Source organism: Stappia stellulata DSM 5886, assembly GCF_000423705.1.
Classification (GTDB): domain Bacteria; phylum Pseudomonadota; class Alphaproteobacteria; order Rhizobiales; family Stappiaceae; genus Stappia; species Stappia stellulata.
The window spans coordinates 587,649-610,817 of record NZ_AUIM01000004.1 but is presented as its reverse complement, the minus strand read 5'-3'; the positions used below and the strand labels follow the sequence as shown (position 1 = coordinate 610,817).

At 64.7% G+C, this 23,169-nt stretch carries 19 protein-coding genes; 14 read left to right on the top strand and 5 right to left on the bottom strand.

Annotated features, from left to right (window positions below; genetic code table 11):
* Positions 1 to 106: 106 nt before the first annotated feature.
* From ugpA to G572_RS0102980, 3 genes are read left to right on the top strand one after another with little or no spacing between them, the layout of a single operon-like run.
* Positions 107 to 988, top strand: a complete 882-nt coding sequence (gene ugpA, locus G572_RS0102990; RefSeq protein ID WP_029057229.1) for a sn-glycerol-3-phosphate ABC transporter permease UgpA — start codon at positions 107 to 109, stop codon at positions 986 to 988.
* Positions 989 to 996: 8 nt separating this feature from the next.
* A complete protein-coding gene (ugpE, locus tag G572_RS0102985) occupies positions 997 to 1,833 on the top strand; it encodes a sn-glycerol-3-phosphate ABC transporter permease UgpE (protein WP_029057228.1) in 837 nt (278 codons plus the stop codon).
* A 6-nt stretch (positions 1,834 to 1,839) separates the two neighbouring features.
* Positions 1,840 to 2,892, top strand: a complete 1,053-nt coding sequence (locus G572_RS0102980; protein ID WP_029057227.1) for a sn-glycerol-3-phosphate import ATP-binding protein UgpC — start codon at positions 1,840 to 1,842, stop codon at positions 2,890 to 2,892.
* Between the two features lie 281 nt (positions 2,893 to 3,173).
* Here G572_RS0102980 and G572_RS0102975 read toward each other — a convergent pair whose 3' ends face one another.
* Positions 3,174 to 4,295 carry a M20 family metallopeptidase gene (locus G572_RS0102975; RefSeq protein ID WP_029057226.1) on the bottom strand — a complete coding sequence of 374 codons (1,122 nt, stop codon included), beginning with the start codon at positions 4,293 to 4,295 and terminating at the stop codon, positions 3,174 to 3,176.
* Between the two features lie 361 nt (positions 4,296 to 4,656).
* Between G572_RS0102975 and G572_RS0102970 the strand changes: the two genes are divergently transcribed.
* The 3 genes from G572_RS0102970 (at position 4,657) to G572_RS0102960 (ending at position 8,204) form a co-directional block, all read left to right on the top strand.
* The gene (locus tag G572_RS0102970) at positions 4,657 to 5,349 is read left to right on the top strand and encodes a glutathione S-transferase family protein (protein WP_029057225.1); all 693 of its coding nucleotides are present in this window, start codon (positions 4,657 to 4,659) and stop codon (positions 5,347 to 5,349) included.
* A 206-nt stretch (positions 5,350 to 5,555) separates the two neighbouring features.
* Entirely contained in the window at positions 5,556 to 5,978 is a 423-nt protein-coding gene (ndk, locus tag G572_RS0102965; RefSeq protein WP_029057224.1) for a nucleoside-diphosphate kinase, read from the top strand.
* Positions 5,979 to 6,122: 144 nt separating this feature from the next.
* Complete coding sequence (locus G572_RS0102960; protein ID WP_029057223.1) at positions 6,123 to 8,204, top strand: molybdopterin oxidoreductase family protein; 2,082 nt, start codon at positions 6,123 to 6,125, stop codon at positions 8,202 to 8,204.
* Between the two features lie 7 nt (positions 8,205 to 8,211).
* Here G572_RS0102960 and G572_RS22180 read toward each other — a convergent pair whose 3' ends face one another.
* Positions 8,212 to 8,955 (bottom strand): glutathione S-transferase family protein, encoded by a 744-nt coding sequence (locus G572_RS22180; protein WP_051241504.1) that lies wholly within the window; start codon positions 8,953 to 8,955, stop codon positions 8,212 to 8,214.
* Between the two features lie 90 nt (positions 8,956 to 9,045).
* Here G572_RS22180 and G572_RS22175 point away from each other — a divergent pair, with 90 nt between their 5' ends.
* Positions 9,046 to 9,780, top strand: coding sequence for a helix-turn-helix transcriptional regulator (locus tag G572_RS22175; RefSeq protein WP_084649840.1), 735 nt, complete (start codon positions 9,046 to 9,048; stop codon positions 9,778 to 9,780).
* Positions 9,781 to 9,788: 8 nt separating this feature from the next.
* On the opposite strand, the gene purN is transcribed toward G572_RS22175, so the two are convergent.
* Together purN and purM are read right to left on the bottom strand one after the other, a co-directional pair.
* Positions 9,789 to 10,454 carry a phosphoribosylglycinamide formyltransferase gene (purN, locus tag G572_RS0102945; protein ID WP_029057222.1) on the bottom strand — a complete coding sequence of 222 codons (666 nt, stop codon included), beginning with the start codon at positions 10,452 to 10,454 and terminating at the stop codon, positions 9,789 to 9,791.
* Positions 10,451 to 11,533, bottom strand: a complete 1,083-nt coding sequence (gene purM / locus G572_RS0102940; protein WP_029057221.1) for a phosphoribosylformylglycinamidine cyclo-ligase — start codon at positions 11,531 to 11,533, stop codon at positions 10,451 to 10,453. Before purM ends, purN begins: the two co-directional genes overlap by 4 nt.
* Before the next feature lie 105 nt (positions 11,534 to 11,638).
* Here purM and G572_RS0102935 point away from each other — a divergent pair, with 105 nt between their 5' ends.
* From G572_RS0102935 to G572_RS0102915, 5 genes are all read left to right on the top strand, one after another.
* The gene (locus G572_RS0102935; RefSeq protein WP_029057220.1) at positions 11,639 to 12,184 is read left to right on the top strand and encodes a CDP-alcohol phosphatidyltransferase family protein; all 546 of its coding nucleotides are present in this window, start codon (positions 11,639 to 11,641) and stop codon (positions 12,182 to 12,184) included.
* A gap of 81 nt (positions 12,185 to 12,265) precedes the next feature.
* Positions 12,266 to 13,354, top strand: coding sequence for an AI-2E family transporter (locus tag G572_RS26625; protein WP_029057219.1), 1,089 nt, complete (start codon positions 12,266 to 12,268; stop codon positions 13,352 to 13,354).
* Complete coding sequence (locus G572_RS26620; protein ID WP_029057218.1) at positions 13,347 to 14,030, top strand: HdaA/DnaA family protein; 684 nt, start codon at positions 13,347 to 13,349, stop codon at positions 14,028 to 14,030. The genes G572_RS26625 and G572_RS26620 overlap by 8 nt, the downstream gene beginning before the upstream one ends.
* Before the next feature lie 129 nt (positions 14,031 to 14,159).
* Positions 14,160 to 16,385, top strand: coding sequence for an RNA degradosome polyphosphate kinase (locus G572_RS0102920; protein WP_029057217.1), 2,226 nt, complete (start codon positions 14,160 to 14,162; stop codon positions 16,383 to 16,385).
* Positions 16,378 to 17,910, top strand: coding sequence for a Ppx/GppA phosphatase family protein (locus G572_RS0102915; RefSeq protein WP_037545165.1), 1,533 nt, complete (start codon positions 16,378 to 16,380; stop codon positions 17,908 to 17,910). The genes G572_RS0102920 and G572_RS0102915 overlap by 8 nt, the downstream gene beginning before the upstream one ends.
* A gap of 60 nt (positions 17,911 to 17,970) precedes the next feature.
* Here G572_RS0102915 and rnd read toward each other — a convergent pair whose 3' ends face one another.
* Positions 17,971 to 19,194, bottom strand: a complete 1,224-nt coding sequence (gene rnd / locus G572_RS0102910) for a ribonuclease D (protein ID WP_029057215.1) — start codon at positions 19,192 to 19,194, stop codon at positions 17,971 to 17,973.
* A 276-nt stretch (positions 19,195 to 19,470) separates the two neighbouring features.
* Between rnd and aspS the strand changes: the two genes are divergently transcribed.
* Together aspS and G572_RS22170 are read left to right on the top strand one after the other, a co-directional pair.
* Positions 19,471 to 21,255 (top strand): aspartate--tRNA ligase, encoded by a 1,785-nt coding sequence (gene aspS / locus G572_RS0102905; RefSeq protein WP_029057214.1) that lies wholly within the window; start codon positions 19,471 to 19,473, stop codon positions 21,253 to 21,255.
* Positions 21,256 to 21,315: 60 nt separating this feature from the next.
* Positions 21,316 to 23,130, top strand: a complete 1,815-nt coding sequence (locus tag G572_RS22170) for an ABC transporter ATP-binding protein (RefSeq protein ID WP_051241500.1) — start codon at positions 21,316 to 21,318, stop codon at positions 23,128 to 23,130.
* The last annotated feature ends 39 nt before the right edge of the window (positions 23,131 to 23,169 follow it).

The following is a 23,169-nucleotide window of genomic DNA, read 5'->3' as shown; positions in this document are numbered from 1 at the left end:
GGCCGGCGGCGCCCCGTCTCCGACCATGCGGACGGCCCGGACACACTTCGGGCCGTCCGTGCATTCGGCATAATCATATAGAACCGCCTGAACGGTGCCTCGCGAGATGCAAAAACGCGTCGTCTTCAACAACCGGCTGTTGCCCTATCTGCTGCTTGCGCCGCAGATCGTGGTCACCTTGTTGTTCTTTTTCTGGCCGGCCGGGCAGGCGATTTATCAGTCGGCTTTCATCCCCGACCCCTTCGGGCTCAGTTCGCAGTTCGTCGGCTGGGGCAATTTCGAGTTCCTGCTGAGCGACCCCTATTATCTCGCCTCCTTCAAGACGACGGTCGTGTTTTCGACGCTGGTTACGGTGACCTCCATGGGCGCCGCGCTCTGGCTTGCCGTGATGGCCGACCGCGTGATCAAGGGGTCGAGCGCCTACAAGACGCTTCTGGTGTGGCCCTATGCGGTCGCGCCGGCCGTTGCCGGTGTGTTGTGGCTTTTCATGTTCAATCCAAACGTCGGTCTCGTTGCCTGGTACTTGAGTGCCGCCGGCTACGACTGGAACCACGTGCTCAACGACGGCGAGGCGATGGGCCTTGTGGTGGCCGCGTCCTCCTGGCGGCAGATCAGCTACAATTTCCTGTTCTTTCTCGCCGGCCTCCAGGCAATTCCGAAAAGCGTGATCGAGGCGGCGGCGATCGACGGCGCTAGCTTCGCGCGCCGCTTCTGGACCATCGTGTTCCCGCTTCTGTCGCCGACGACGTTCTTCCTGCTTGTCGTCAATATCGTCTACGCCTTCTTCGAGACCTTCGGCGTGATCCACACGATCACAGCGGGCGGGCCGCAGCAGGCGACGACGATCCTGGTCTACAAGGTGTTCTCCGACGGTTTTGTCGGACAGGACCTCGGTTCGTCGGCAGCCCAGTCGGTGATCCTGCTCGTGCTCGTCGGCCTGCTGACCGTCGTGCAGTTCCGCTATATCGAACGCAAGGTGCACTACTGATGAGCGGGATGGTCGAAAAACGCGGGCTTGGCACCTGGTTGACCCATATCGGCTTGCTGGTCGGCATCGCGATCATCTGCTTTCCGATCTACATGGCCTTTGTCGCCTCCACGGTGACGCAGCCGGAGATCGCCCGTCCGCCGATGCCCTTGCTGCCGGGCGCGCATTTCATCGAAAACTACACGGCCGCGCTGACGCAAGGCATCAATGCGCCCGTATGGCTGATGATCGTCAATTCCAGCGTCATGGCGATGGGGATCGCGGTCGGCAAGATCGTGATTTCGATCATTTCCGCCTATGCCATCGTCTATTTCCGCTTCCCGTTCCGCATGATGTTCTTCTGGCTCATCTTTTTGACACTGATGCTGCCGGTAGAGGTGCGCATCGTGCCGACCTATGAGGTCGTGGCGGGCTTCGGAATGCTGAACTCCTACACAGGACTGATCCTGCCGCTGATCGCCTCGGCAACCGCGACTTTCCTGTTCCGGCAGTTCTTCCTCACCGTTCCAGACGAACTGGCGGAGGCCGCGCGCGTCGACGGCGCCGGACCCGTGCGCTTCTTCCTCGATATCCTTTTGCCGATGTCGCGCACCAACATCGCCGCGCTTTTCGTGATCCTCTTCATCTACGGGTGGAACCAGTATCTCTGGCCGCTGCTGATCACCACCAAGCCGGAGATGAACACCATCGTGATGGGCATCAAGCAGATGTTTCCCTCCGGCGACGACATCGCCGACTGGCCCGTCATCATGGCGACCACGCTGATGGCCATGCTGCCGCCCGTGGCCGTCGTCGTCTTCATGCAGAGGCTGTTCGTGAAGGGCCTCGTGGAAAGCGAGAAATAGCATCCGATGGCGCAGATCGCCCTTTCAGACGTTCGAAAATCCTACGGTCCGACCGAGGTCATCCATGGGGTCGATGCCGAGATCGCCGACGGCGAGCTGATCGTCATCGTCGGCCCGTCCGGCTGCGGCAAGTCCACCTTGCTGCGTATGGTGGCTGGCCTGGAAACGATCACCTCCGGCGAGATCTCCATCGGCGGGCGCGTCGTCAACGATCTGGAACCGCGTGAACGCGACATCGCCATGGTGTTCCAGAACTATGCGCTTTATCCGCATATGAGCGTCTACGACAACATGGCCTACGGGCTGAAGATCGCCGGCGTTCCCAAGGCGGAAATCGCCGAGCGTGTCGAAGCGGCTGCGAAGATCCTGGAAATCGGCGAGTACCTGACCCGCAAGCCGCGGCAGTTGTCCGGCGGACAGCGCCAGCGCGTCGCAATGGGGCGCGCCATCGTGCGCGAGCCGGCGGTCTTCCTCTTCGACGAGCCGCTGTCCAATCTCGATGCCAAGCTTCGGGTGCAGATGCGCGTGGAGATCAAGACGCTGCAGCGCCGTCTCGGCGTCACGTCGCTTTATGTCACGCATGATCAGGTGGAGGCCATGACCATGGCCGACCGCATCATCGTCATGAACGGGGGCGTCGCGGAACAGGTCGGCTCGCCGCTCGATGTCTATCGCACGCCGGCGTCGACCTTCGTCGGCGGCTTCATCGGTTCCCCGCCGATGAATTTCCTGTCCGTCGAACGGCTGCGCGAAAGCGGTCTGCTCGGTCAGATCGGCACGAAGAACGCGCCGCCCGAAGAGGCGGTGACGGTGGGCGTGCGGCCGGAGCATCTGGCGTTCTGCAGCGAGGCGGACGCCGTGCTGACGGGCGAACTGGCGATTGCCGAAGCGCTCGGCGCGGAGACGCTCGCGCATGTGCGTCTGATCGACGGCGAGGCGATGATCGTGCGGGTGGAGGGATCGTCCAAGGTCCCGCAGACGGGCGCGCGCGTCCATATCACCTGCGCGGCAGCCGACCTGCATTTCTTCGGCGCCGACGGCAAACGCATCGCGGACTGAGGTCTTTGGGTATTTTCTGCGGAGTCAGGACGCCCGGCGCTTGCCGGGTGTTCGCCAGGCTGCCGGCGAAGGATACGAATGCTCTCCCGCGTCATACCGGGCAAGCGCAAGCGCGACCCGGTATCGGAGAGCCAAAAACCTATCCTGTCTAGGGCGTTGCCAGCCGCGAGGCGGTGCCTCCCCGATCCCGGGTCTCCGCTGACGCGGCGCCCGGGATGACGCCTTTTCGAGGCTTTGTCATCATCCTCGGCCGGGCGCGAGGCGCGCCCGGCTTTTTCGTGTCAGGTGAGCGTTTCGATCAGCCGCTTCATCAGCTGCATGCGCGGCTCAAGCGACGAGATGAAGATCCGCTCGTTGAGCGTATGCACATCATCGCCATCCGGACCGAGACCGTCGAGGGTCGCGACGTCGGCTGCGATGAAGTTGCCGTCCGACCCGCCGCCGGTTGTCTCGCCGATCAGCTCGAAGCCGATGTCGGAGGCAAGCGTCGCGGCGTGGTCGAAGAGCGCCTTGCTCGCCGCCGATTGCTCGAAGGGCGGGCGGTTCATGCCGCCGGTGATCGTGAGCGTCGTGTCCGGGGTTTTCGGCGTCAGCCCGGTAATCCTGGCGACCATTTCGTTCGCCGCTTCCACGGTCGGCACGCGCAGATCGATTTCGGCGCTGGCATGCTGGGGCACGACATTGGTGCCGGTGCCGCCGGTGATCTGGCCGACATTGACGGTGATCTCGCGGTCATAATCGGTCATCGCCTCCAGCGCGATGATCTGGTGTGCAAGTTCGGTGACGGCGCTGCGGCCCTGCCAGTGACGGGCTCCGGCATGCGAGGGCCGGCCCTCGACCTTCAGCGTGAAGCGTCCAACGCCCTTGCGCGCGGTGACGACGTGTCCGCCGTTGCGGGCGGGTTCGGTCACGAGGGCGTATTTCGCCCATTTGCCCTGCGCCTCGATCAGCGCGCGGGAGGTCGGGCTGCCGACCTCCTCGTCGGAGGTGTAGAGAATGCGGACGGGCAGGGGCGGGGCCGTACCGGATTCGGCGACCGCGCGCATGGCGGCCAGCGCATTGTAGGCGCCGCCCTTCATGTCGCAGATGCCGGGGCCATAGGCCGCGTCGCCCTCGATGTGGATCGGAAGGTCCGCGTCGACGGTGCCCTTGGGGTGCACGGTGTCGAGATGGCTCATGAACAGGATGCCGGGCGTCTCGCGGTCGCCCCAGGGCGAATAGACCAGCAGGTGATCGCCGTGGCCGTTGCGACCCGGAATGCGCTCGCTGGTGGCGCCGAAGGCGGCGGCCTGCGCGGCGACAAGATCCATCAGCGAGTTCAGGCCGGCGGTGTCCGGGGTGTGCGTCTCGATGCGAACCCAGTCGAGCAGGCCGTTCAGCAGCGCGTCGGTCGTTGAAGTCATGGAGTTCCTCTCTGGGCGACCGGGTCCTTTCCGCCGCACGAGGAATCGATGAGTCGCGTGAGGGGGGTGGCCCGGTTTTTTCATGTGGGGCGAGGGGCTGGTACGGCCCGTTTCGCCGGTGGTGAGGGTTCAATTGATAACCCGTCCCGTCTTGGGCTGCGAGCGAAAACCACGCGTTCTCAGTGGGGTGGGGGTGGACGTTGGCAAAATGATTCCGCGCGTTCGGAAAATGATTCAATTCCGGCGGGCTTCGGCAAGGGCGTCGCTGGGACGCGGTCCGGTGCGGCAATTCGAAATTGGATCGTGGCGGGCCTGCGGGTAGGGTCCGCTCCACACACACATCCTGACCGGGGAGGTCGCCTTGACCCGAATTCTCTATGAGCTTTGCGGAAACGATGCTGAGCGGCCTTTCAGCCCGTTTTGCTGGCGGGCCAAAATGGCAATTCTGCACAAGGGACTGGAGTTCGAGATCGCGCCGCGTCCTTTTACCGAAATCGCGGACATCGCGCCCGAGGCCGGCAAGACCGTGCCCATTCTGGTCGATGGCGAGCGGACGATTTGCGACAGTTGGGCCATCGCGGAGTATCTGGAGGACAGCTATCCCGACCGGCCGAGCCTGTTCGGGGGAGCCGGCGGTCGGGCGGCGGCGAAATTCGTCGACAGCTGGGCGAATGCGTCGGTAAGCGCATTGCTCGTGCGGCTTATCGTCAAGGACGTTCACGACATTCTCGCGCCTGCCGATCAGGCCTATTTTCGGCAAACGCGGGAGGCGCGCTTCGGACAGACGCTGGAAGAGGTGCAACACGACCGCGAGGCGCGGGTGGCGGAGATTGCAAAGGCGCTGGTGCCGATGAACATCATGCTTCGCTCGCAACCGTTCATCGGTGGCAACAATCCGCTCTATGGCGATTACAGTCTTTTCGGCACACTGCAATGGGCGCGCGTATCCAGTCCGCTGAAGCTCATCGAGGCGGACACGCCGGTGGCCGACTGGTTCGAACGCTGCCTCGATCTGTTCGACGGAAGCGCGCGCAGGATACCGGCGGCGGGTTAGCCGGCAAATTGCCCGTTTGAAACTGTCAGGCTTCGCCGCGCCTGTTGCCGCGAATCCATGGAAAACACTGGCGTGGTCCGGCCTTGCGGACGCCGATTTCCCCGGCTATACGACTGCGGCATCCGAAGACACGGATACGGAAATTCAATCGGCTGGCGAACCCGTGAGACGGGCGGCCGGCGGCAACCAGACAGGACCAGAACATCATGGCGATCGAGCGTACCTTTTCGATGATCAAGCCCGACGCAACGCGTCGCAACCTCACCGGCGCGATCACCGCGATGCTGGAAGAAGCCGGCCTGCGCGTCGTTGCTTCCAAGCGGGTGTGGATGTCGCAGCGCGAGGCCGAGGGCTTCTACGCGGTCCACAAGGAGCGTCCGTTCTTCGGCGAGCTCGTCGAGTTCATGTCGTCGGCTCCGACGATCGTGCAGGTTCTCGAGGGAGAGAATGCGATTGCCAAGAACCGCGAAGTGATGGGCGCCACCAACCCGGCCGATGCGGCCGAGGGCACGATCCGCAAGTCCTACGCGCTGTCGATCGGCGAAAACTCCGTGCACGGTTCGGACGCACCCGAGACGGCCGCTCAGGAGATCGCCTACTGGTTCTCCGAGACCGAAATCGTCGGCTGAGGCTTGCCTCATCCGATTTGAACTGCGTCAGGACCGGCCGTTTGGCCGGTCTTTTCGTTTGTGCCGCCGCGCACGCTTGACAGTCTTTCGCTGGAAGGAAACCCTGCGGTCGCACTTTCCCGACAACCGGAACCGCTCGACCCCATGACCGCTCCCGTCCTCAAGGCGTCCGCCTGTCCGCATGACTGTCCCTCCACCTGCGCGCTGGAGGTGGAGCTTCTGGCGGATGGTATGATCGGGCGGGTGCGCGGCGCGCGCGACAACGCCTATACCGCCGGCGTGATCTGCGCCAAGGTCGCGCGCTATGCGGACCGGCTGTATCATCCCGACCGTCTGACGAAGCCCCTGCGCCGTGTCGGGCCGAAGGGGGAGGGACGGTTCGAGGAGATCTCCTGGGATGTGGCCCTCGATGCGGTGGCCGAAGCCTTCCTGAAGGCGGAAGCCGAGCATGGCGCGCAGAGCGTGTGGCCCTATCACTATGCCGGGACCATGGGGCTGGTGCAGCGCGACAGCATCCACCGGCTTCGCCATGCCAAGGGTTATTCGCTGCAGTTCGACACGATCTGCACCAACATGGCCTGGACCGGCTATATCGCCGGCACCGGCAAGCTCGCCGGTCCCGATCCGCGCGAGATGGCGGTCTCCGACCAGGTGGTGATCTGGGGCACCAATCCGGTCTCGACACAGGTCAACGTGATGACCCACGCGGTCACAGCGCGCAAGACGCGCGGGGCGAAGATCGTCGCCATCGACGTTTATCCCACACAGACGGTCAAGCAGGCAGACCTCGGGCTCGTGCTCAGGCCGGGCACGGATGCGGCCCTTGCCTGCGCCGCGATGCATGTGCTCTTCCGCGACGGTCATGCCGACCGCGCCTATCTGGAACGCTTCACCGACTGTCCGGCGGAGCTGGAGGCGCATGTTGCGACCCGCACGCCGGAGTGGGCATCGGCGATCACCGGGCTCACGGTCGGGGAGATCGAGACCTTCGCGCGGATGATCGGCGAGACGAAACGGACCTACTTCCGGCTGGGCTATGGCTTCACGCGCTCGCGCAACGGCGCGATTTCCATGCATGCGGCGTCCTGCATCGCGGCCGTGACCGGCGCCTGGCAGTACGAGGGCGGCGGGGCGTTCCACAACAACGGCGCGATCTACACGCTCGACAAGTCGATGATCGAGGCGAGCGACTTGCGCGATTCCAGTGTGCGCCAGCTCGACCAGAGCCAGGTCGGCCGGGTGCTGACCGGCGACAGCGAAGCGCTGTGCGGCGGGCCGCCCGTGCATGCCATGCTGATCCAGAATACCAATCCGGTCTCGGTCGCGCCCGAGCAGGAACTGGTCAAGCAGGGCTTCGCCCGCGAGGATCTTTTCGTCTGCGTGCATGAGCAGTTCATGACGGAAACTGCCCAAATGGCCGATATCGTGCTGCCGGCAACGCAGTTTCTGGAGCATGACGACATCTACAAGGGCGGCGGCCACCAGTATCTGATGCTGGGCGCGAAGATCGTCGAGGGGCCGGGCGAAACGCGCGAGAATCTCGTCGTTCTGAACGACCTTGCGCGCCGGCTCGGCGCAACGGAACATCCCGGCTTCTCAATGAGCGCGCGCGAGCATATCGACTGGATGCTGAAGGCGTCCGACTTCGGCTCGCTTGAGGAAATCGAGCGCGACCGCTGGGTCGACTGCCAGCCGGATTTCGAGACCGCGCATTATCTCAAGGGCTTCGCCTGGCCGGACGGCAAGTTTCGCTTCCGCCCCGACTGGCCGAAGGTGCCGGCACCCAATGCCGGCCCAATGGGGCCCTGGTCTGAGATACCGTCTCTGCCGGACTATTGGGCCGTCGTGGAAGCCGCCGACGAGCTCCATCCCTTCCGGCTTGTGACCGCGCCGGCGCGCTCCTTCCTGAACTCGACCTTCAACGAGACGGCGGGGTCGCGCGACAAGGAAGGGCGTCCGGAGCTTATGATGCGGCCCGAGGATGCCGGGCCGCTCGGGCTTCAGGACGGCGATGCGATCCGCATCGGCAACGCGCGCGGGGCGGTTTTGCTGCATCTGCGCGTGACCGAAGGCCTCAAGCCGGGCGTGGCAATCGCGGAGGGCATCTGGCCGAATGAGGCCTATCCGGACGGCAAGGGCATCAACACGTTGACCGGCGCGGACGCGGTCGCCCCCTATGGCGGCGCCGCGTTCCACGATATCGCGGTGTGGGTGCGCAAGGCCTGAGGCCGCCTCAGGCGGCCGCAGCCTCCGCCAGATGTGCGGGAAGCATCGCGCGCGGTCCGAACACCTCGCGCTCGAAGCGCACGACGTAGTCCGCAAAGGCAGGGATTGCCCTTGCATGATGCGTCAGGGGCGTGTCGATGCGGCTCGACAGCATGTTGAGGAGCAGTCCGGCGAGAAACGCGTCGACGCTTGTCGGGCGGTCGCCCATGAAGAAGGGCTTGTCGTCTAGAAAGGTTGCAATGGCGTCGAGGTCCCTGCAGCCGAAGGCGTAGATATCTTCCGGCGCATGTCGCCCGATCCCTTGCATGTAAAGCGATTGGCGCAGGGCCTCGCGCACTTGTAGGAAGGCGTCGCGGCGGATCGCTTCGGGCAGCGTGCCGAAGATCATTTCGATGATCTCCGGTTCCCCGGCGGGATCGATCCAGCGGGCGTGGATCATCGCCCAGCGCAAATGCTCCTCCGCCATCTGGCGAAACGCCTCGGCCATCGACCGTTCAAGCTCGGTCAGGCCGGCGTCTATGCTCAGACCGTGATGCTCTTCCAGATGACGCTGGATCAGCGTGCTGTCGGGAATGATCCTGTCGCCGTCGCGAAGCACCGGGACCTTGCCGTGCGGAAGAACGGCGACATCGAGCACGTCCTCCTTGCGGTAGTCGCAGCCAGACAGCGCGAGCAGCGCCTCGACCTTGTAGACGAAGGGGGAGAGGCTGCGAATTTCCGCGCGAACCGGGAAGTCGAGGAGAACCAGCATTGGAAGCACCTTTTGTTGATCTGTCGTCGGTGCTTGTAGCAACCGGTTGCTGACAGCATACTGTCAGCATTCCACGCATAGGGGGCTACAATGCGCAGGGCCGACAGATTGCTGCAGATCATTCAGGTGATGCGGCGGGCGCGCGGGCCTGTCAGTGGCGGTGCCATCGCCCGCGAACTGGAGGTGTCGCTGCGCACGGTCTATCGCGACATCGTTTCGCTGCAGGCCTCCGGCGTGCCGGTGCGCGGCGAGGCCGGGGTCGGCTATGTGCTTGAGGACGGCTACGACGTACCGCCGCTGATGTTCACCGCGGAGGAACTGGAAATCGTGATGCTCGGCCTGCGCATGGCCGAGGCGCGGGGCGACGCGGCGATCGTGCGCGCGGCGCGCGATGCGGTTGCCAAGATTGCCTGCGTGCTGCCCGGCGGGTTGCGGGACGGTTTTCTCGATGCGCCGCTCTATGCGCCGCCGCCGGGCGCGCTGCCTGCCGACCGGATCGAGCTGGTGCGCCTGCGCGAGGCCCTGCGGTCGGGATACAAGGTCGAGATCCTGTACCAGGTGCCCGGGCGCGAGGCGGAGCGGCGTGTGATTTGGCCGATCGTTCTGGCGTTTTTCGAACGCGCCCGCGTGCTGGCGGCCTGGTGCGAGCTGAGAAACGATTTCCGCAATTTCCGGACCGACCGCATGCTGGAAATGACGGTGCTTGAGGCACGTCCCCCGCGCGGGAGGAAGCGGCTTTACGCCGAGTGGCAGACTGCGCTCATGGCGGAGCCGGATTGCCCACCGGTGGAAAATGCGGAAACCGCGGTGCAGGCGGCAGAATAGCGCGCGTCTCAGCTGTCCGGCACGATCAGCGGGGCGGGCATGGCAGGGTCGCCCCCGGTGGCGCGCACGCGCATGCCGTCGATCTCATAGGCGCCGGAGGCGACAAGCCGCAACGCCTGCGGATAGATCGCATGCTCGACCTCAAGCACCCGGGCACCGAGCGTTTCCGGCGTGTCGTCGTCGAGGACAGCGACGGCGCCCTGAGCAATTACAGGGCCGGTGTCCATCTCGGAGCGCACGAAATGCACTGTGGCTCCGTGGATCTTGCAGCCTTCGGCAAGGGCGCGGGCGTGGGTGTCGAGACCCTTGAAGGCCGGTAGCAGGGCCGGATGAATGTTGATCAACCGGTCGCTCCAGCGGTCGACGAACCAGGGCGTCAGGATCCGCATGAAGCCGGCGAGGCAGACAAGCTCGATCTCGCGGGCACGCAGTTCGGCGTCCAGTCGTTCCTCGAATGCCTTTCGACCGCCGAGGCCGCGGTGATCGACTGTCAGCGCCTCCACGCCCGCCTCGGCAGCCTTGTCGAGGGCCGGGGCGCCGGGCACATTGGCAACCACCGCATCGATCCGTGCCGGACAGGCGGGATCGGCGGCGGCGGCGAGGAGAGCGGTCATGTTGGAGCCGCGCCCGGAGACCAGAATGGCTGTCCGACGGCGCGTGGATGTGCTGGTCAAAGCGCCAGTGCCCCGTCGAAGATCACGACCTCGCCGTCGGCAGCGCGCGGCTCGAGCGTCCCGATGCGGCTGACGCTCTCGCCTTCGGCCGCGAGAACCTTTGCAACCTCGTCGGCTTGTTCAGCCGAAACGGCGACCACCATTCCGACACCGCAGTTGAAGGTGCGCAGCATTTCCGACTGGGCGACTCCGCCGGTCGACGCGAGCCAGCCGAAGACGGGCGGCACGCAGAGGGCGTTGAGATCGATCCGCGCGGCGAGCGTATCGGGCAACACGCGGGGCAGGTTTTCCGGCAGGCCGCCGCCGGTGATATGGGCGAGTGCCTTGATGCCTGGACCGGCCTTCAGCGCGGCAAGCAGCGGCTTCACATAGATGCGCGTGGGCGTCATCAGCGCTGCGCCGAGGCTCGTGCCGGGGGCGAAGGGCGCATCCGCATTCCAGTCGAGACCGGAGCGCTCGACGATCTTGCGCACCAGCGAATAGCCGTTTGAGTGAACGCCGGCGGAGCCGAGTGCCAGCAGAACGTCGCCCGCGACTGCATCGCCGCGCGGCAGGAGGTTGCCGCGCTCTGCAGCCCCCACCGCAAATCCGGCGAGATCGTAGTCCTTGTCGCCGTACATGCCGGGCATTTCGGCGGTCTCGCCGCCGATCAGTGCGCAGCCGGCGCGGCGGCAGCCTTCCGCGATGCCGGCGACCACGGCCGCTGCGGTCTCGATGTCGAGCGCGCCGCAGGCGTAATAGTCGAGGAAGAACAGCGGCTCCGCGCCCTGGACCACGAGGTCGTTGACGCACATCGCCACGAGGTCGATCCCGACCGTGTCGTGTTGAGCGCTGTCGATGGCGATCTTGAGCTTGGTGCCGACGCCGTCGTTGGCGGCGACGAGCACCGGATCGGTGAAGCCGGCCGCCTTCAAATCGAACACGCCGCCGAAGCCTCCGATCTCCCCGTCGGCGCCGGGGCGGGCCGTCGCCTTCACAAGAGGCTTGATCCGCTTGACGAGGGCGTTGCCCGCGTCGATATCCACACCAGCATCGGCGTAGCTCAAACCGTTGCCGCGCGGGGGATTTGCCTCGCTCATGGTCGTGTCTCCGAAAGCCTGATCAGGGCGCGCATACAAACACAGAAAGTCGCGAATGCAAGCAAAACCCGGGAACCTGTTCACAAGGTTGGTTGAGGACCGCCCGTGACCCTGCCCAATCTGATCACGATCGCGCGTCTGCTCGGCGTCCCGGTTGTCGTCTGGCTGATCGCCGACGGGCATTTCGCGACCGCGTTCTGGCTGTTCGTGCTGTGCGGGGTCTCGGACGGAATAGACGGCTACATCGCCCGGCGCTTCGACATGCAAAGCGAGTTGGGAGCCTATCTCGATCCCATCGCCGACAAGGCATTGCTGGTTGCGGTCTATCTCTCGCTCCTGTTTGCCGGAATGCTGCCGGTCTGGCTCGTCGTTGCGGTCACGGCCCGCGACCTGCTGATCGTCGGTGCGGTCAATCTGTCGTGGATCATGGACCGTCCGGTGGAAATCCGGCCGTTCCTCATTAGCAAGGCGACCACCGTTGCCCAGATCGTGACGGCGGCGACGATCCTGGGGAAAGCGGCCTTCGGGGTCCGCATTGCCTGGATGGAAAACGGCATGGTCCTCGCCACCGCCATCTTGACGTTGCTGTCGGCGGCTGCCTATCTGCGGGCGTGGATCCGGCACATGGCGGCGGCGGATCGCGTGCCGTGATGACTCTTGAAAGACATCCGGACGCACCAAAGACTTCGTGACGCATCGCTCCACCAACCGGCGAAGACGGGACGCAGCATCGTGACCTTGAAGCGGCAAATCTATTTCTGGCTCGGCTCATTCGCCGTGTTTTCCGCCTTCATCTATGTGTTCAGCCCGATCCTGCTGCCGTTTGTCGCGGGCATGGCGCTTGCCTATCTGCTCGATCCGGTCGCCGACTGGCTCGAGCGCCTGGGCCTGCACCGGCTGGCCGCGACCATCACGATCCTGGCAGTCTTCGTCATCGCCTTCCTGCTCATCCTGCTGCTCTTGCTGCCGGTTCTCGGCAACCAGCTTTCCGAATTCCTGTCCGAGCTACCGAAACTTGTCGGGGCCCTGCAGACACTGGTGACGGAAAATCTCGGGCAACGGGCCTTCGACGTTCTGGGCATCGGCAGCGCGGAAATGAAGTCGAGCGTTGGCGGGTTGCTCGGCGAGGGAGCGGGATGGATCGCGAGCGTCGCCAAATCCCTGTGGAACGGCGGTCAGGCGCTGCTGTCGGTGTTGTCGCTCTTCGTGGTCACACCCGTCGTTGCCTTCTACCTGCTGCTTGACTGGGACCACATGGTCGAGCGGGTCGACGGCTGGCTGCCGCGCCAGCATCGCCACACAATCGAGCGGTTGGCCGGGGAAATGGACGCGGCGGTCGCCGGTTTCCTGCGCGGCCAACTCAGCGTCTGCTTTTTGCTTGGGACCTTCTATGCCATCGGCCTGGCGGCGGTCGGACTGAATTTCGGCCTCTTGATCGGCATCGGCGCCGGGCTCGTCAGTTTCATTCCCTATGTCGGCGCGACGCTCGGGCTGGCGGTGTCGCTGGGGGTGGCGCTGGTGCAGTTCTGGCCGGACTGGGTCATGATTGGCGCGGTGCTGGTTGTTTTCGCGGTCGGCCAGTTCCTGGAAGGAAACGTCCTGCAGCCGAAGCTTGTCGGCAAGACCGTGGGGCTGCATCCGGTCTGGCTGATGTTCGCCCTGTTCGCATTCGGTTATCTCTTCGGCTTCGTCGGCATGCTGATCGCGGTGCCCGCGGCGGCCATGATCGGGGTGCTGGCGCGTTTCGCGCTGTCCCAGTACATGGCAAGCACGCTCTATTCCGGTCCGGGCGGCGCGGGGGCGGACGGTGAAAATGTCTGACCGGAGCCAACAGGCCGACAGCCAACTGCCGCTGGTGCTTCCGCATCAGGCGGCCCAGGGCCGCGACGATTTCCTCATCGGGGCGTCGAACGAGGCGGCCTTCGGGCTGATCGATGCCTGGCCCGCGTGGCCGGCGCCGGTCACGCTGCTCGCCGGGCCGGTGGGGTCGGGCAAGAGCCACCTGGCTCAGATCTGGCTTGCCGAAACCGGCGGCGCGTATGTCGCGGCGCCGCATCTGGGAGAAGCCGACATGGAGGCGCTGGTGGCGCCGGGCGCGGTTGTCGTGGAAGATGCGCATCGCGGCGTCGACGAGACGGCGCTTTTTCACCTGCTCAACCTTGCAAGGGATCGCGGCGCAACGGTGCTGATCACCTCGCGCACCTGGCCGGTGAGCTGGGGGCTGAAGCTTCCCGATCTCGCCTCGCGCCTGCGGGCGGCCACCCCGGTCGAAATCCTGGAGCCCGATGACGGTTTGCTGCGGCAGGTTCTCGTCAAGCTGTTCTCCGATCGCCAGATCGACATCGACCCGGCAGTCGTTGATTATCTCGTGGTGCGCATGGAACGCTCGGTGGCGGCCGCGCAGGCGCTGGTGGATGCGCTGGACCGGGCATCGCTTGCCGCCGGACGCAAGATAACGCGCCCGCTCGCCGCCCGGATACTTGCCGCGGGGCAATGAACGCCGCCGCCGCAAGCGGGTGCGCAGAAAGCTTTGCCAGGCGATGCAAAACCGTCAAACTGATCGGATAGATATGGGGTGAGGCGGGCGCTGTCGGTTAGCGGCGCCGCCGCGCAACAGGAGAGAGCAATGAACGACAGCAGCGCGACACCACCGGCAGCGGACAGCAAGACGGCCGCCACCTCCGCCGGCACTGATGCGCGCGCGTCGGACGCCGCCGAGGCGCTCGCGGGACATCCGAGCCGGTTCATCAATCGCGAACTGTCCTGGCTGCAGTTCAACCGCCGGGTTCTGGAAGAGGCGGAGAATCCCTCCCATCCGCTGCTTGAGCGGCTGCGGTTCCTGTCGATCTCAGCCAACAATCTCGACGAGTTCTTCATGGTCCGGGTTGCAGGGTTGAGCGCCCAGATGCGCGAGGGGGTCACGACACGCTCCCTCGACGGGCTGACGCCGGCGGAACAGCTTGAGCGGGTGGCAACCGCCGGGCTTGACCTGCAGGCCGAACAGCAGGACGTGTGGCGCGAAATGCGCAAGCTGCTGGCAGGGGAAGGCGTGGCGATTGTGGAGGGCGCGGATCTGTCCGCCTCCGACATGGTCTGGCTCGAGGAGCATTTCCTCGCCCATATCTTTCCCGTGCTGACCCCGCTGGCGATCGACCCGGCGCATCCCTTTCCCTTCATCGCCAATCTCGGTTTTTCGCTGGCGCTCGAACTCGCGCCGGAGAAGGGCGGGCGCGGTATGACCGCGCTTTTGCGCATCCCCTCCCAGGTGGAGCGCTTCGTGCGGCTTCCGGAAAGCGAGGCGGAGCCCGGTGCGCGCTTCATCACCATTGAGAATGCGGTCGGGCTGTTCATCACCCGCCTCTTTCCCGGCTACGAAATCCGCGGCAAGGGCGCCTTCCGGGTCGTTCGCGATTCCGATCTGGAGATCGAGGAGGAGGCGGAGGATCTCGTGCGTCTCTTCGAGAGCGCGCTGAAGCGCCGCCGGCGTGGATCGGTGATTCGCCTCGAGATCGAGGACACGACGCCTGCCTCGCTGAGCGAGTTTGTCGCCGAGGCGCTGGACGTCGAGCCGGAGCAGAATTTCCGGGTCGATGGCCTGCTGGCGCTGAACAACCTCTCGCAGCTCGTTTCAATCGACCGCGACGACCTCAAGTTCGAGCCGTTCACGCCACGGTTTCCCGAACGAATTCGCGAACATGGCGGCGACTGTTTCGCCGCGATCCAGCAAAAGGACATCATCGTCCACCACCCGTATGAGTCCTTCGACGTCGTGGTTCAGTACCTGCGGCAGGCCGCACAGGACCCGGATGTGGTCGCGATCAAGCAGACGCTCTACCGCACCTCCAACAATTCCCCGATCGTCAAGGCGCTCGCCGAGGCCGCCGAAGCCGGCAAGTCTGTCACGGCGCTGGTGGAACTGAAGGCGCGGTTTGATGAGGAGGCCAACATTCGCTGGGCGCGGGATCTGGAACGCGCCGGCGTGCAAGTGGTCTTCGGTTTCCTGGAGCTCAAGACGCACGCCAAGCTGTCGATGGTGGTGCGGCGCGAGCATGGCGAGTTGCGCACCTACTGCCATATCGGGACGGGCAACTACCATCCGATCACCGCGCGGATCTACACGGATCTGTCGTATTTCACCGCCGACCCCGAAATCGGGCGCGAGGCGGCGAAGATCTTCAACTACATCACCGGCTATGCCGAGCCGGTGGAGCTGCAACACATGATGGTTTCGCCAGTGACCCTGCGCCGCGAAATGACGGAAATGATCGCGGCGGAAGCGGAACACGCGAAGGCGGGGCGGCCGGCTCAAATCTGGATGAAGATGAATTCGCTCGTCGATCCCGGCATTATCGATGCGCTGTATGAGGCCAGCCAGGCCGGTGTGCAGATCGATCTGGTCATCCGGGGCATCTGCTGCCTGCGTCCCGGCATTCCCGGACTTTCGGAAAACATCCGCGCCAAGTCGATTGTCGGACGTTTTCTGGAACACAGCCGAATTTTCTGCTTCGGCAACGGGCACGGGCTTCCCTCGCCGCAGGCGATGATCTATATCGGCTCGGCGGATCTCATGCCGCGCAACATCGACCGGCGCGTCGAAACGCTCGCCCCGCTGTTGTCCCCGACCGTCCACGAACAGGTGCTCGATCAGATCATGGTCGCCAACTTGAAGGACAATCAGCAAAGCTGGCGGCTTCTTGCCGACGGGGGACATGAACGCGTGCGGCTGTCGCGAGGGGAAAAGCGCTTCAATGCGCACCAGTACTTCATGACAAATCCATCGCTTTCAGGACGCGGCAAGTCGCTGCGCAGTCACAGCCCGAAGTCGTTCGCGGAGCCGAAGGCGCGTGGCTGATGCGTCGCATACGCAGATCGTCCGCGGCCGGCTGAACGGCAGCGGGCCGGTTGCCGTTATCGACATCGGCTCGAACTCGATCCGTCTGGTCGTCTACGAGCGCCACGCCCGCACGCCCACCGTGCTGTTCAATGAAAAAGTGCTTGCAGGCCTCGGGCGCGGGGTCGGGGCCACTGGGCGGCTCGCCGACAAGTCGGTCGATATCGCCGTGCGGGCGCTCGCGCGCTTTCGCCGGCTGTGCGACCAGATCGGTGTCATCGATGTGTTCATCATGGCCACCGCCGCCACGCGGGATGCGGAAAACGGCGCGGCGTTCATCGACACGGTCGAACGGATTTGCCGCACCGATGTGCGCTTGCTGTCCGGGCGAGACGAGGCGCGCCTGGCCGCGCTCGGGATCGTCTCCGGGATGTGGCGCCCCGACGGGATCGTCGGAGATCTCGGCGGTGGCAGCCTTGAACTGGTCGAGTTGAACAACGAGGAAATCGGTCGTGGCCAGACCTTGCCGCTTGGCGGCATCCGGCTGCAGGAAGAGGCCGACGGAAAGACCGCCAAGGCCCAGAAGATCGCGGAGCAGGCGCTTGACGGCGTCGACTGGCTGCCGATCGGCGCGGGAAAGCCCTTCTATGCGGTGGGGGGCACATGGCGGTCGCTGGCCAGGTTGCATCTCTTCCAGAACGGTTATCCGCTGCATGTGATGCACGACTATTGCATTCCTGCGGAGGAGGCCATCGAGTTCTGTCAGCTGGTGGCGCGCCGCGATCCGGAAAGCCTGAGCATGATCGACGTGGTGTCGCGCGCCCGGCGCCAGTTGCTGCCCTTTGGCGCGGTGGTCATGGAGCGGGTGCTCAAGCGTTCCAAATCCGAAAGCGTCGTCATGTCCGCGCTCGGCCTGCGCGAAGGTCTCCTCTACGACCTGCTGCCGGAGGAGGTGAAACACCAGGACCCGTTGATCGAGGCGGCGCGGGAGCTGTCCGTCCTGCGCGCCCGCTCGCCAGCCTATTCGGAAGAACTGGTGGCCTGGACGGACAAGGTGTTTCCGGCGGTCGGGATCGACGAGACGGAATACGAGCGGCGCCTGAGGGCGGCCGGCTGCCTGCTGTCCGACATCGGCTGGCGGGCCCATCCCGACTATCGCGGCGAGCAGAGCCTCAACATCATCTCGAACGCAGGTTTCGTCGGTATCGATCATGCGGGGCGCGCCTATCTCGCACTCTCCGCCTTCTATCGACACCAAGGGCTTGTGGAAGATGGGCTTGGCCCGAGGATTCGCGAGCTGGCCCATACGCGACTGAAGGAGCGTGCGCGCATTCTCGGAGGCGCGTTGCGGCTCGCCTCGGTGGTGAGCGCATCGGTTGCCGGCATCCTGCAGCAGGTCGAGGTTTCGGTGGTGGAGGGGGAAATGGTTGTCGGACTACCCGCCGCCTATGCGGAGCTCGATGGCGAAAGGCTGCGCAAACGCGCAACGCAATTCGCCCGTCTGTTGGGACTGAAGGCGCGCGTCCTGGTGAATGGCTCCGTCTAAGCGGGGCTGGCGCGACGACCGGGCGTGCGGCGCCTTGGGCTGCCGAAAACGGCCGGGCGCTCAGTCTCCCGCTTCAGCCCTTTGTCGCGATTTGCGCTTGCGCGACGGCTTCGGCTTTTCCATCTGGACCGGCTCGGCCTGGTCGACGGCAACAATCCGCTTGCCGTTGAAGGCGAGGGCGACTTCACCGCGTTTCAGCTTGAGCGCGGCTTCCCCGAAAAGTTCCCGGCGCCAGCCCTTCATCGCGGCCACGTCGGCATCGTCGCTGGCGGCGATCTTTTCCAGATCCTCAACCGTCGCGATCACCTTGGCGGCCACACCCTGCGCCTCGCTGATCAGCTTCAAGAGCACTTTCAGCAGGTCGACGGCCGCTGCCGACCCGTCAGGCGCGATGCGCCCCTTGGGCACCTGGGGCAACTCGTCCCTGGGAATCGCCAGCGCACGCTTCACGGCCCCGAGAATTTCCTCCGCGGTGCGCGAGCGCTCGAAGCCGCGCGGGATTGTTCGCAGTGCGGCGAGCGCCTGCGTGTTCACCGGCTGCTGCGCGGCGATTTCGTAGATCGCATCGTCCTTGACGACGCGGTTGCGGGGAACGTTGCGGGTATGGGCCTCGCGTTCGCGCCACGCGGCAACCTCCTGCAACACGGCGAATTCGATCGGCTTGCGCACGCGCAGCTTGAGGCGCTTCCACGCGTTTTCGGGTTCGCTGCGATAGGTGCTTTCGGAGGTAAGGACCTCCATCTCGTCGCCGACCCAATGGGTGCGGCCCTGTTCGGCCAGATTGGCCTTGAGGAACAGATAGACGTCGCGCAGGTGGGTCACGTCGGCAAGCGCATAATCGAGCTGCTTGTCGCTCAGCGGGCGCCGCGACCAGTCGGTAAAGCGCGAGGATTTGTCGATCCTGACCGCTGTGACCCGGTGCACCAGTTGGTCGTAGGAGATCGAATCGCCGAAACCGCAGACCATCGCCGCCACCTGGGTGTCGAACACGGGATGGGGAATGAAGCCGCCGAGATGATAGACGATTTCGATGTCCTGGCGGGCGGCGTGAAAGACCTTCATCACCTTCTCGTCGCGCATCAGCTCGAAAAACGGTGCGAGGTCAAGCTCATCGGAGAGGGCGTCGACGATGACCGCCTCATCCGGGCTTGCCAGTTGTATGACACACAGCTTCGGCCAAAACGTCGTTTCACGGAGAAATTCCGTGTCGACCGTGACGAAGTCGTGTTGCGCGAGACGCCGGCAGATGTCGGCGAGTTCTGAGGTCTTGGTTACAATATGCATGGCGACCGCGACGTATATCGCAAGCGTGTCCGCTTGTCGCCACGAAACCGCCGCGAATGCGTCATGGATGCAATTGAGTTGCGCGGGCTGCACGCCAGGAGGCGGAAATCCCGCTTTGGGAACCCCCGGACGCCGCCTTGGCGAAGGTCGCCGGACCGGGCACGCACCTTGACTTTGTCGTGCTGGCGTGGCTTGTGCACGGCGCGTCAGGGCACCTCGACTCCTTTGGGGGCGGGGCAACCGATTCCATCCAAAAGCCGGGCCATCGAGGACGAAATGCATCGCTATCGCAGCCACACGTGCGGGGAACTCCGCGAAACCAACGTCGGTGAAGGCGCGCGCCTGTCGGGTTGGGTCCATCGTGTGCGCGATCATGGCGGCCTGCTGTTCATCGATTTGCGCGATCACTTCGGCATTACGCAATGCGTGGTCGATCCCGATTCCGAGGCCTTCAAGGTGGCGGAAACGGTCCGCGCCGAATGGTGCATCCGCATTGATGGCGAGGTGAAGCGACGCTCCGAGGAGACGGCCAACGAAGGCCTGCCGACCGGCGCGATCGAGATCTTCATCCGCGATCTGGAAATCCTGGGTGCAGCGCGCGAACTGCCGCTGCCGGTCTTCGCCGAACCCGAGTATCCCGAAGACATCCGCCTGACTTACCGGTTTCTCGACCTGCGCCGCGAAACGCTTCACGCCAATATCATGACCCGCTCGAAGATCATCGCCTCGATGCGCCGGCGCATGGAAGGCGAGGGCTTTGCGGAGTTTCAGACGCCGATCCTGACAGCGTCCTCGCCGGAAGGCGCGCGCGACTTCCTCGTGCCCTCGCGCATTCATCCGGGCAAGTTCTATGCGCTCCCGCAGGCGCCGCAGCAGTTCAAGCAGCTGTTGATGGTCTCCGGCTTCGACCGCTATTTCCAGATCGCGCCGTGTTTCCGTGACGAAGACCCGCGTGCCGACCGGTTGCCGGGCGAATTCTACCAGCTCGATGTCGAGATGAGCTTCGTCGAGCAGGAAGACGTCTTCACGGCCATGGAGCCGGTGATCCGGGGCGTCTTCGAGGAATTCGCCGAGGGACAGCCGGTCACCGAGGTGTTCCCGCGCATTCCCTACGCCGAGGCGATCCGCAAGTATGGCAGCGACAAGCCGGACCTGCGCAACCCCATCGAGATGCAGGATGTCAGCGAACATTTCGCGGGCTCCGGTTTCAAGATTTTCGCGCGCATGTTGGAAGACGACAAGAATGCGGTTTGGGCGATCCCGGCGAAGACCGGCGGCAGCCGGGCCTTCTGCGACCGGATGAACTCCTGGGCGCAGGGCGAGGGGCAGCCGGGGCTCGGCTATATCTTCTGGCGCGAGGAAGACGGGAAGGTCGCCGGCGCCGGCCCGCTTGCCAAGAACATCGGTCCGGAGCGCACGGAAGCGATCCGCGAGCAGCTCGGCCTGGAGGCCGGCGATGCCGCGTTCTTCGTGGCGGGCGATCCGAAGAAATTCGCCGATTTCGCCGGCAAGGCGCGCACCAAGGCGGGCGAGGGTCTCGATCTCGTCGACCGCGACCGCTTCGCGCTCGCCTGGATCGTCGATTTCCCGATGTACGAATGGGACGAGGACGAGAAGAAGGTCGATTTCTCGCACAATCCCTTCTCCATGCCGCAGGGCGGTCTCGACGGTCTCGAGAACACCGACCCTCTGGAGCTCAATGCCTGGCAGTACGACATCGTCTGCAACGGCTTCGAGATCGCGTCGGGCGCCATTCGAAACCACATGCCGGAAATCATGAAGCGGGCTTTCGAGATCGCCGGCTACGACGAGACGATCCTGGAAGAGCGCTTCGGCGGCATGTACCGGGCGTTCCAGTATGGCGCGCCCCCGCACGGTGGCATGGCGGCCGGCATCGACCGGATCGTGATGCTGCTGGTCGGCGCCAAGAACCTGCGTGAAGTCACGCTGTTTCCGATGAACCAGCAGGCGCAGGACCTGTTGATGGGCGCGCCCTCGGACGTGTTCCCGCGTCAGTTGCGCGACCTTCACATCCGTCTCAATCTGCCGGAAAGCGAATAAGCCCGTCCGCGCGCCACGGTGGCGCGCGGATTGTTCCGGGCAGCAGCAATCGGACCAAAAGTGCTGAAACGGCTCAACACCTGGCTGTTTTCCGATGTGGACGGAGCGCTCTTCCTGCTGCGCCGGCTGCTCGCGGAAAACGCGCGCGCCTATGCCTGGCGCTATGCGCTGGCGTTCGTGATGATGGGCATCGTCGCGGCCTGCACGGCGGCGAGCGCCTGGATCATGAAGGACCTGATCAACCAGGTGTTTCTGGAACGTGACGGGCGGATGGTGTGGGTGGTTGCCGGCTTTGTGCTGGTGATCTTCACGCTCAAGGGGGCGGCGGCCTACGGCCAGCTCGTAATCCTCGGCCAGATCGGTAATGCCATCGTCGCATCCACCCAGTCGCGGTTGTTTCGCGCGATCACCCGGCAGGACCTCGGTTTCTTCGAAGGTTCCGGCATCGGCGACCTCGGCACGCGTCTTTCCCACAATGCGAGCGCCGCGCGTGCGGCGCTCGATCTTGTCGTCACCGCGCTGGGGCGCGACCTCCTCACCGTGATCGCGCTCGTCGGCGTGATGATCGCCCAGGATCCGCTGATGAGCCTGATCGCGCTGGTCATCATGCCGCCGGCGATCTTGATGATCTCCGGCCTTGTGCGCCGGGTGCGACGGGTTGCGAAAACGCAGTTCGTTTCGATGACGCGCATCCTTTCGGTCGCGCAGCAGGCGATCTCGGGCATTCGCGTCGTGAAGGCCTTTGCCGTTGAGGACCGGCTGCGCCGGGAGATGGACGCCGCCGTTGCCGACGTGGAGACTCAGGCGAACAAGATGACGCGCCTGTCGGCGCGCACATCGCCGGTGATGGAAACGCTTGGCGGCATCGCCATCGCGCTGGTCATTCTCTACGGCGGATATGCCGTCATCGAGCTCGGCAGCGACCCGGGTGCCTTTTTTGCGTTTATCACCGCACTCTTGCTTGCCTACGATCCCGCGCGGCGGCTGGCCCGGCTGAACGTCAATCTTTCCGGCCATGTCGTCGGCGTGCGCCTGATGTACGAGATCCTCGACCGGCCGCCGGCGACAAGCGAGGAAGACGGTGGAGAACAGCTGAAGCTGTCCGGCGGGCATGTGCGCTTCGAGAATGTCCACTTCCGCTACGGCGACGCGCCGGCGCTGGAAGGGCTTGATTTCGAGGCCCGCCCGGGAGAGGTGACCGCGCTTGTCGGACCGTCCGGCGCGGGGAAGTCGACGGTGTTTGCGTTGCTTGAGCGGTTTTACGATCCGACGTCGGGACGGATAACGATCGACGGTCAGGACCTGAAAGGCGCGTCGGTTTCCGCGCTGAGATCGCAGATCGCGCTGGTTTCCCAGGACACGTTCCTGTTCGATCTTTCGGTTCGCGAGAACATCGCCATCGGACGCCCGGGCGCAAGCGAAGACGAGATCCGCCAGGCCGCGCGCGAGGCCAATGCCGACAGTTTCATCGAGGCGCTCGAGGCAGGCTATGACACGCGGGTCGGCGAGGGCGGAAACCGCCTCTCCGGGGGCCAGCGCCAGCGTGTGGCCATCGCGCGGGCGATCCTGCGCGACGCACCGCTTCTGCTTCTGGACGAAGCGACATCGGCGCTCGATTCGGAATCCGAGGCCAAGATCCAGACGGCTCTGTCGCAGTTGATGAAAGGGCGCACCACGCTCGTCATCGCGCATCGTCTCGCGACGGTGCGTGAAGCGTCGCAAATCGTCGTCATGGACAAGGGGCAGGTGCTTGAGGCCGGAACGCATGCCGCGTTGTTTGCCAAGGGCGGCCTGTACAAGCGCCTTTGCGATCTTCAGTTTACTGACAGCGATCCGGTGCCGGACTATGAACGGGGTCCCGCAGAGGGCAACTAGACATCCGGCGGTTTCCGTCCGTCCGCGATATTCCAGAGC

Bases quoted from the DNA above. Each gene is read 5' to 3' on its own strand.
- G572_RS0102960 (WP_029057223.1), top strand. From the start codon at position 6,123: ATGACCGCTCCCGTCCTCAAGGCGTCCGCCTGTCCGCATGACTGTCCC.
- purM (WP_029057221.1), bottom strand. From the start codon at position 11,533: ATGAGCGAGGCAAATCCCCCGCGCGGCAACGGTTTGAGCTACGCCGAT.
- G572_RS26620 (WP_029057218.1), top strand. From the start codon at position 13,347: ATGTCTGACCGGAGCCAACAGGCCGACAGCCAACTGCCGCTGGTGCTT.
- G572_RS22180 (WP_051241504.1), bottom strand. From the start codon at position 8,955: ATGCTGGTTCTCCTCGACTTCCCGGTTCGCGCGGAAATTCGCAGCCTC.
- ndk (WP_029057224.1), top strand. From the start codon at position 5,556: ATGGCGATCGAGCGTACCTTTTCGATGATCAAGCCCGACGCAACGCGT.
- G572_RS0102980 (WP_029057227.1), top strand. From the start codon at position 1,840: ATGGCGCAGATCGCCCTTTCAGACGTTCGAAAATCCTACGGTCCGACC.
- aspS (WP_029057214.1), top strand. From the start codon at position 19,471: ATGCATCGCTATCGCAGCCACACGTGCGGGGAACTCCGCGAAACCAAC.
- ugpE (WP_029057228.1), top strand. From the start codon at position 997: ATGGTCGAAAAACGCGGGCTTGGCACCTGGTTGACCCATATCGGCTTG.
- G572_RS0102975 (WP_029057226.1), bottom strand. From the start codon at position 4,295: ATGACTTCAACGACCGACGCGCTGCTGAACGGCCTGCTCGACTGGGTT.
- G572_RS22175 (WP_084649840.1), top strand. From the start codon at position 9,046: ATGCGCAGGGCCGACAGATTGCTGCAGATCATTCAGGTGATGCGGCGG.
- rnd (WP_029057215.1), bottom strand. From the start codon at position 19,194: ATGCATATTGTAACCAAGACCTCAGAACTCGCCGACATCTGCCGGCGT.
- ugpA (WP_029057229.1), top strand. From the start codon at position 107: ATGCAAAAACGCGTCGTCTTCAACAACCGGCTGTTGCCCTATCTGCTG.
- G572_RS0102920 (WP_029057217.1), top strand. From the start codon at position 14,160: ATGAACGACAGCAGCGCGACACCACCGGCAGCGGACAGCAAGACGGCC.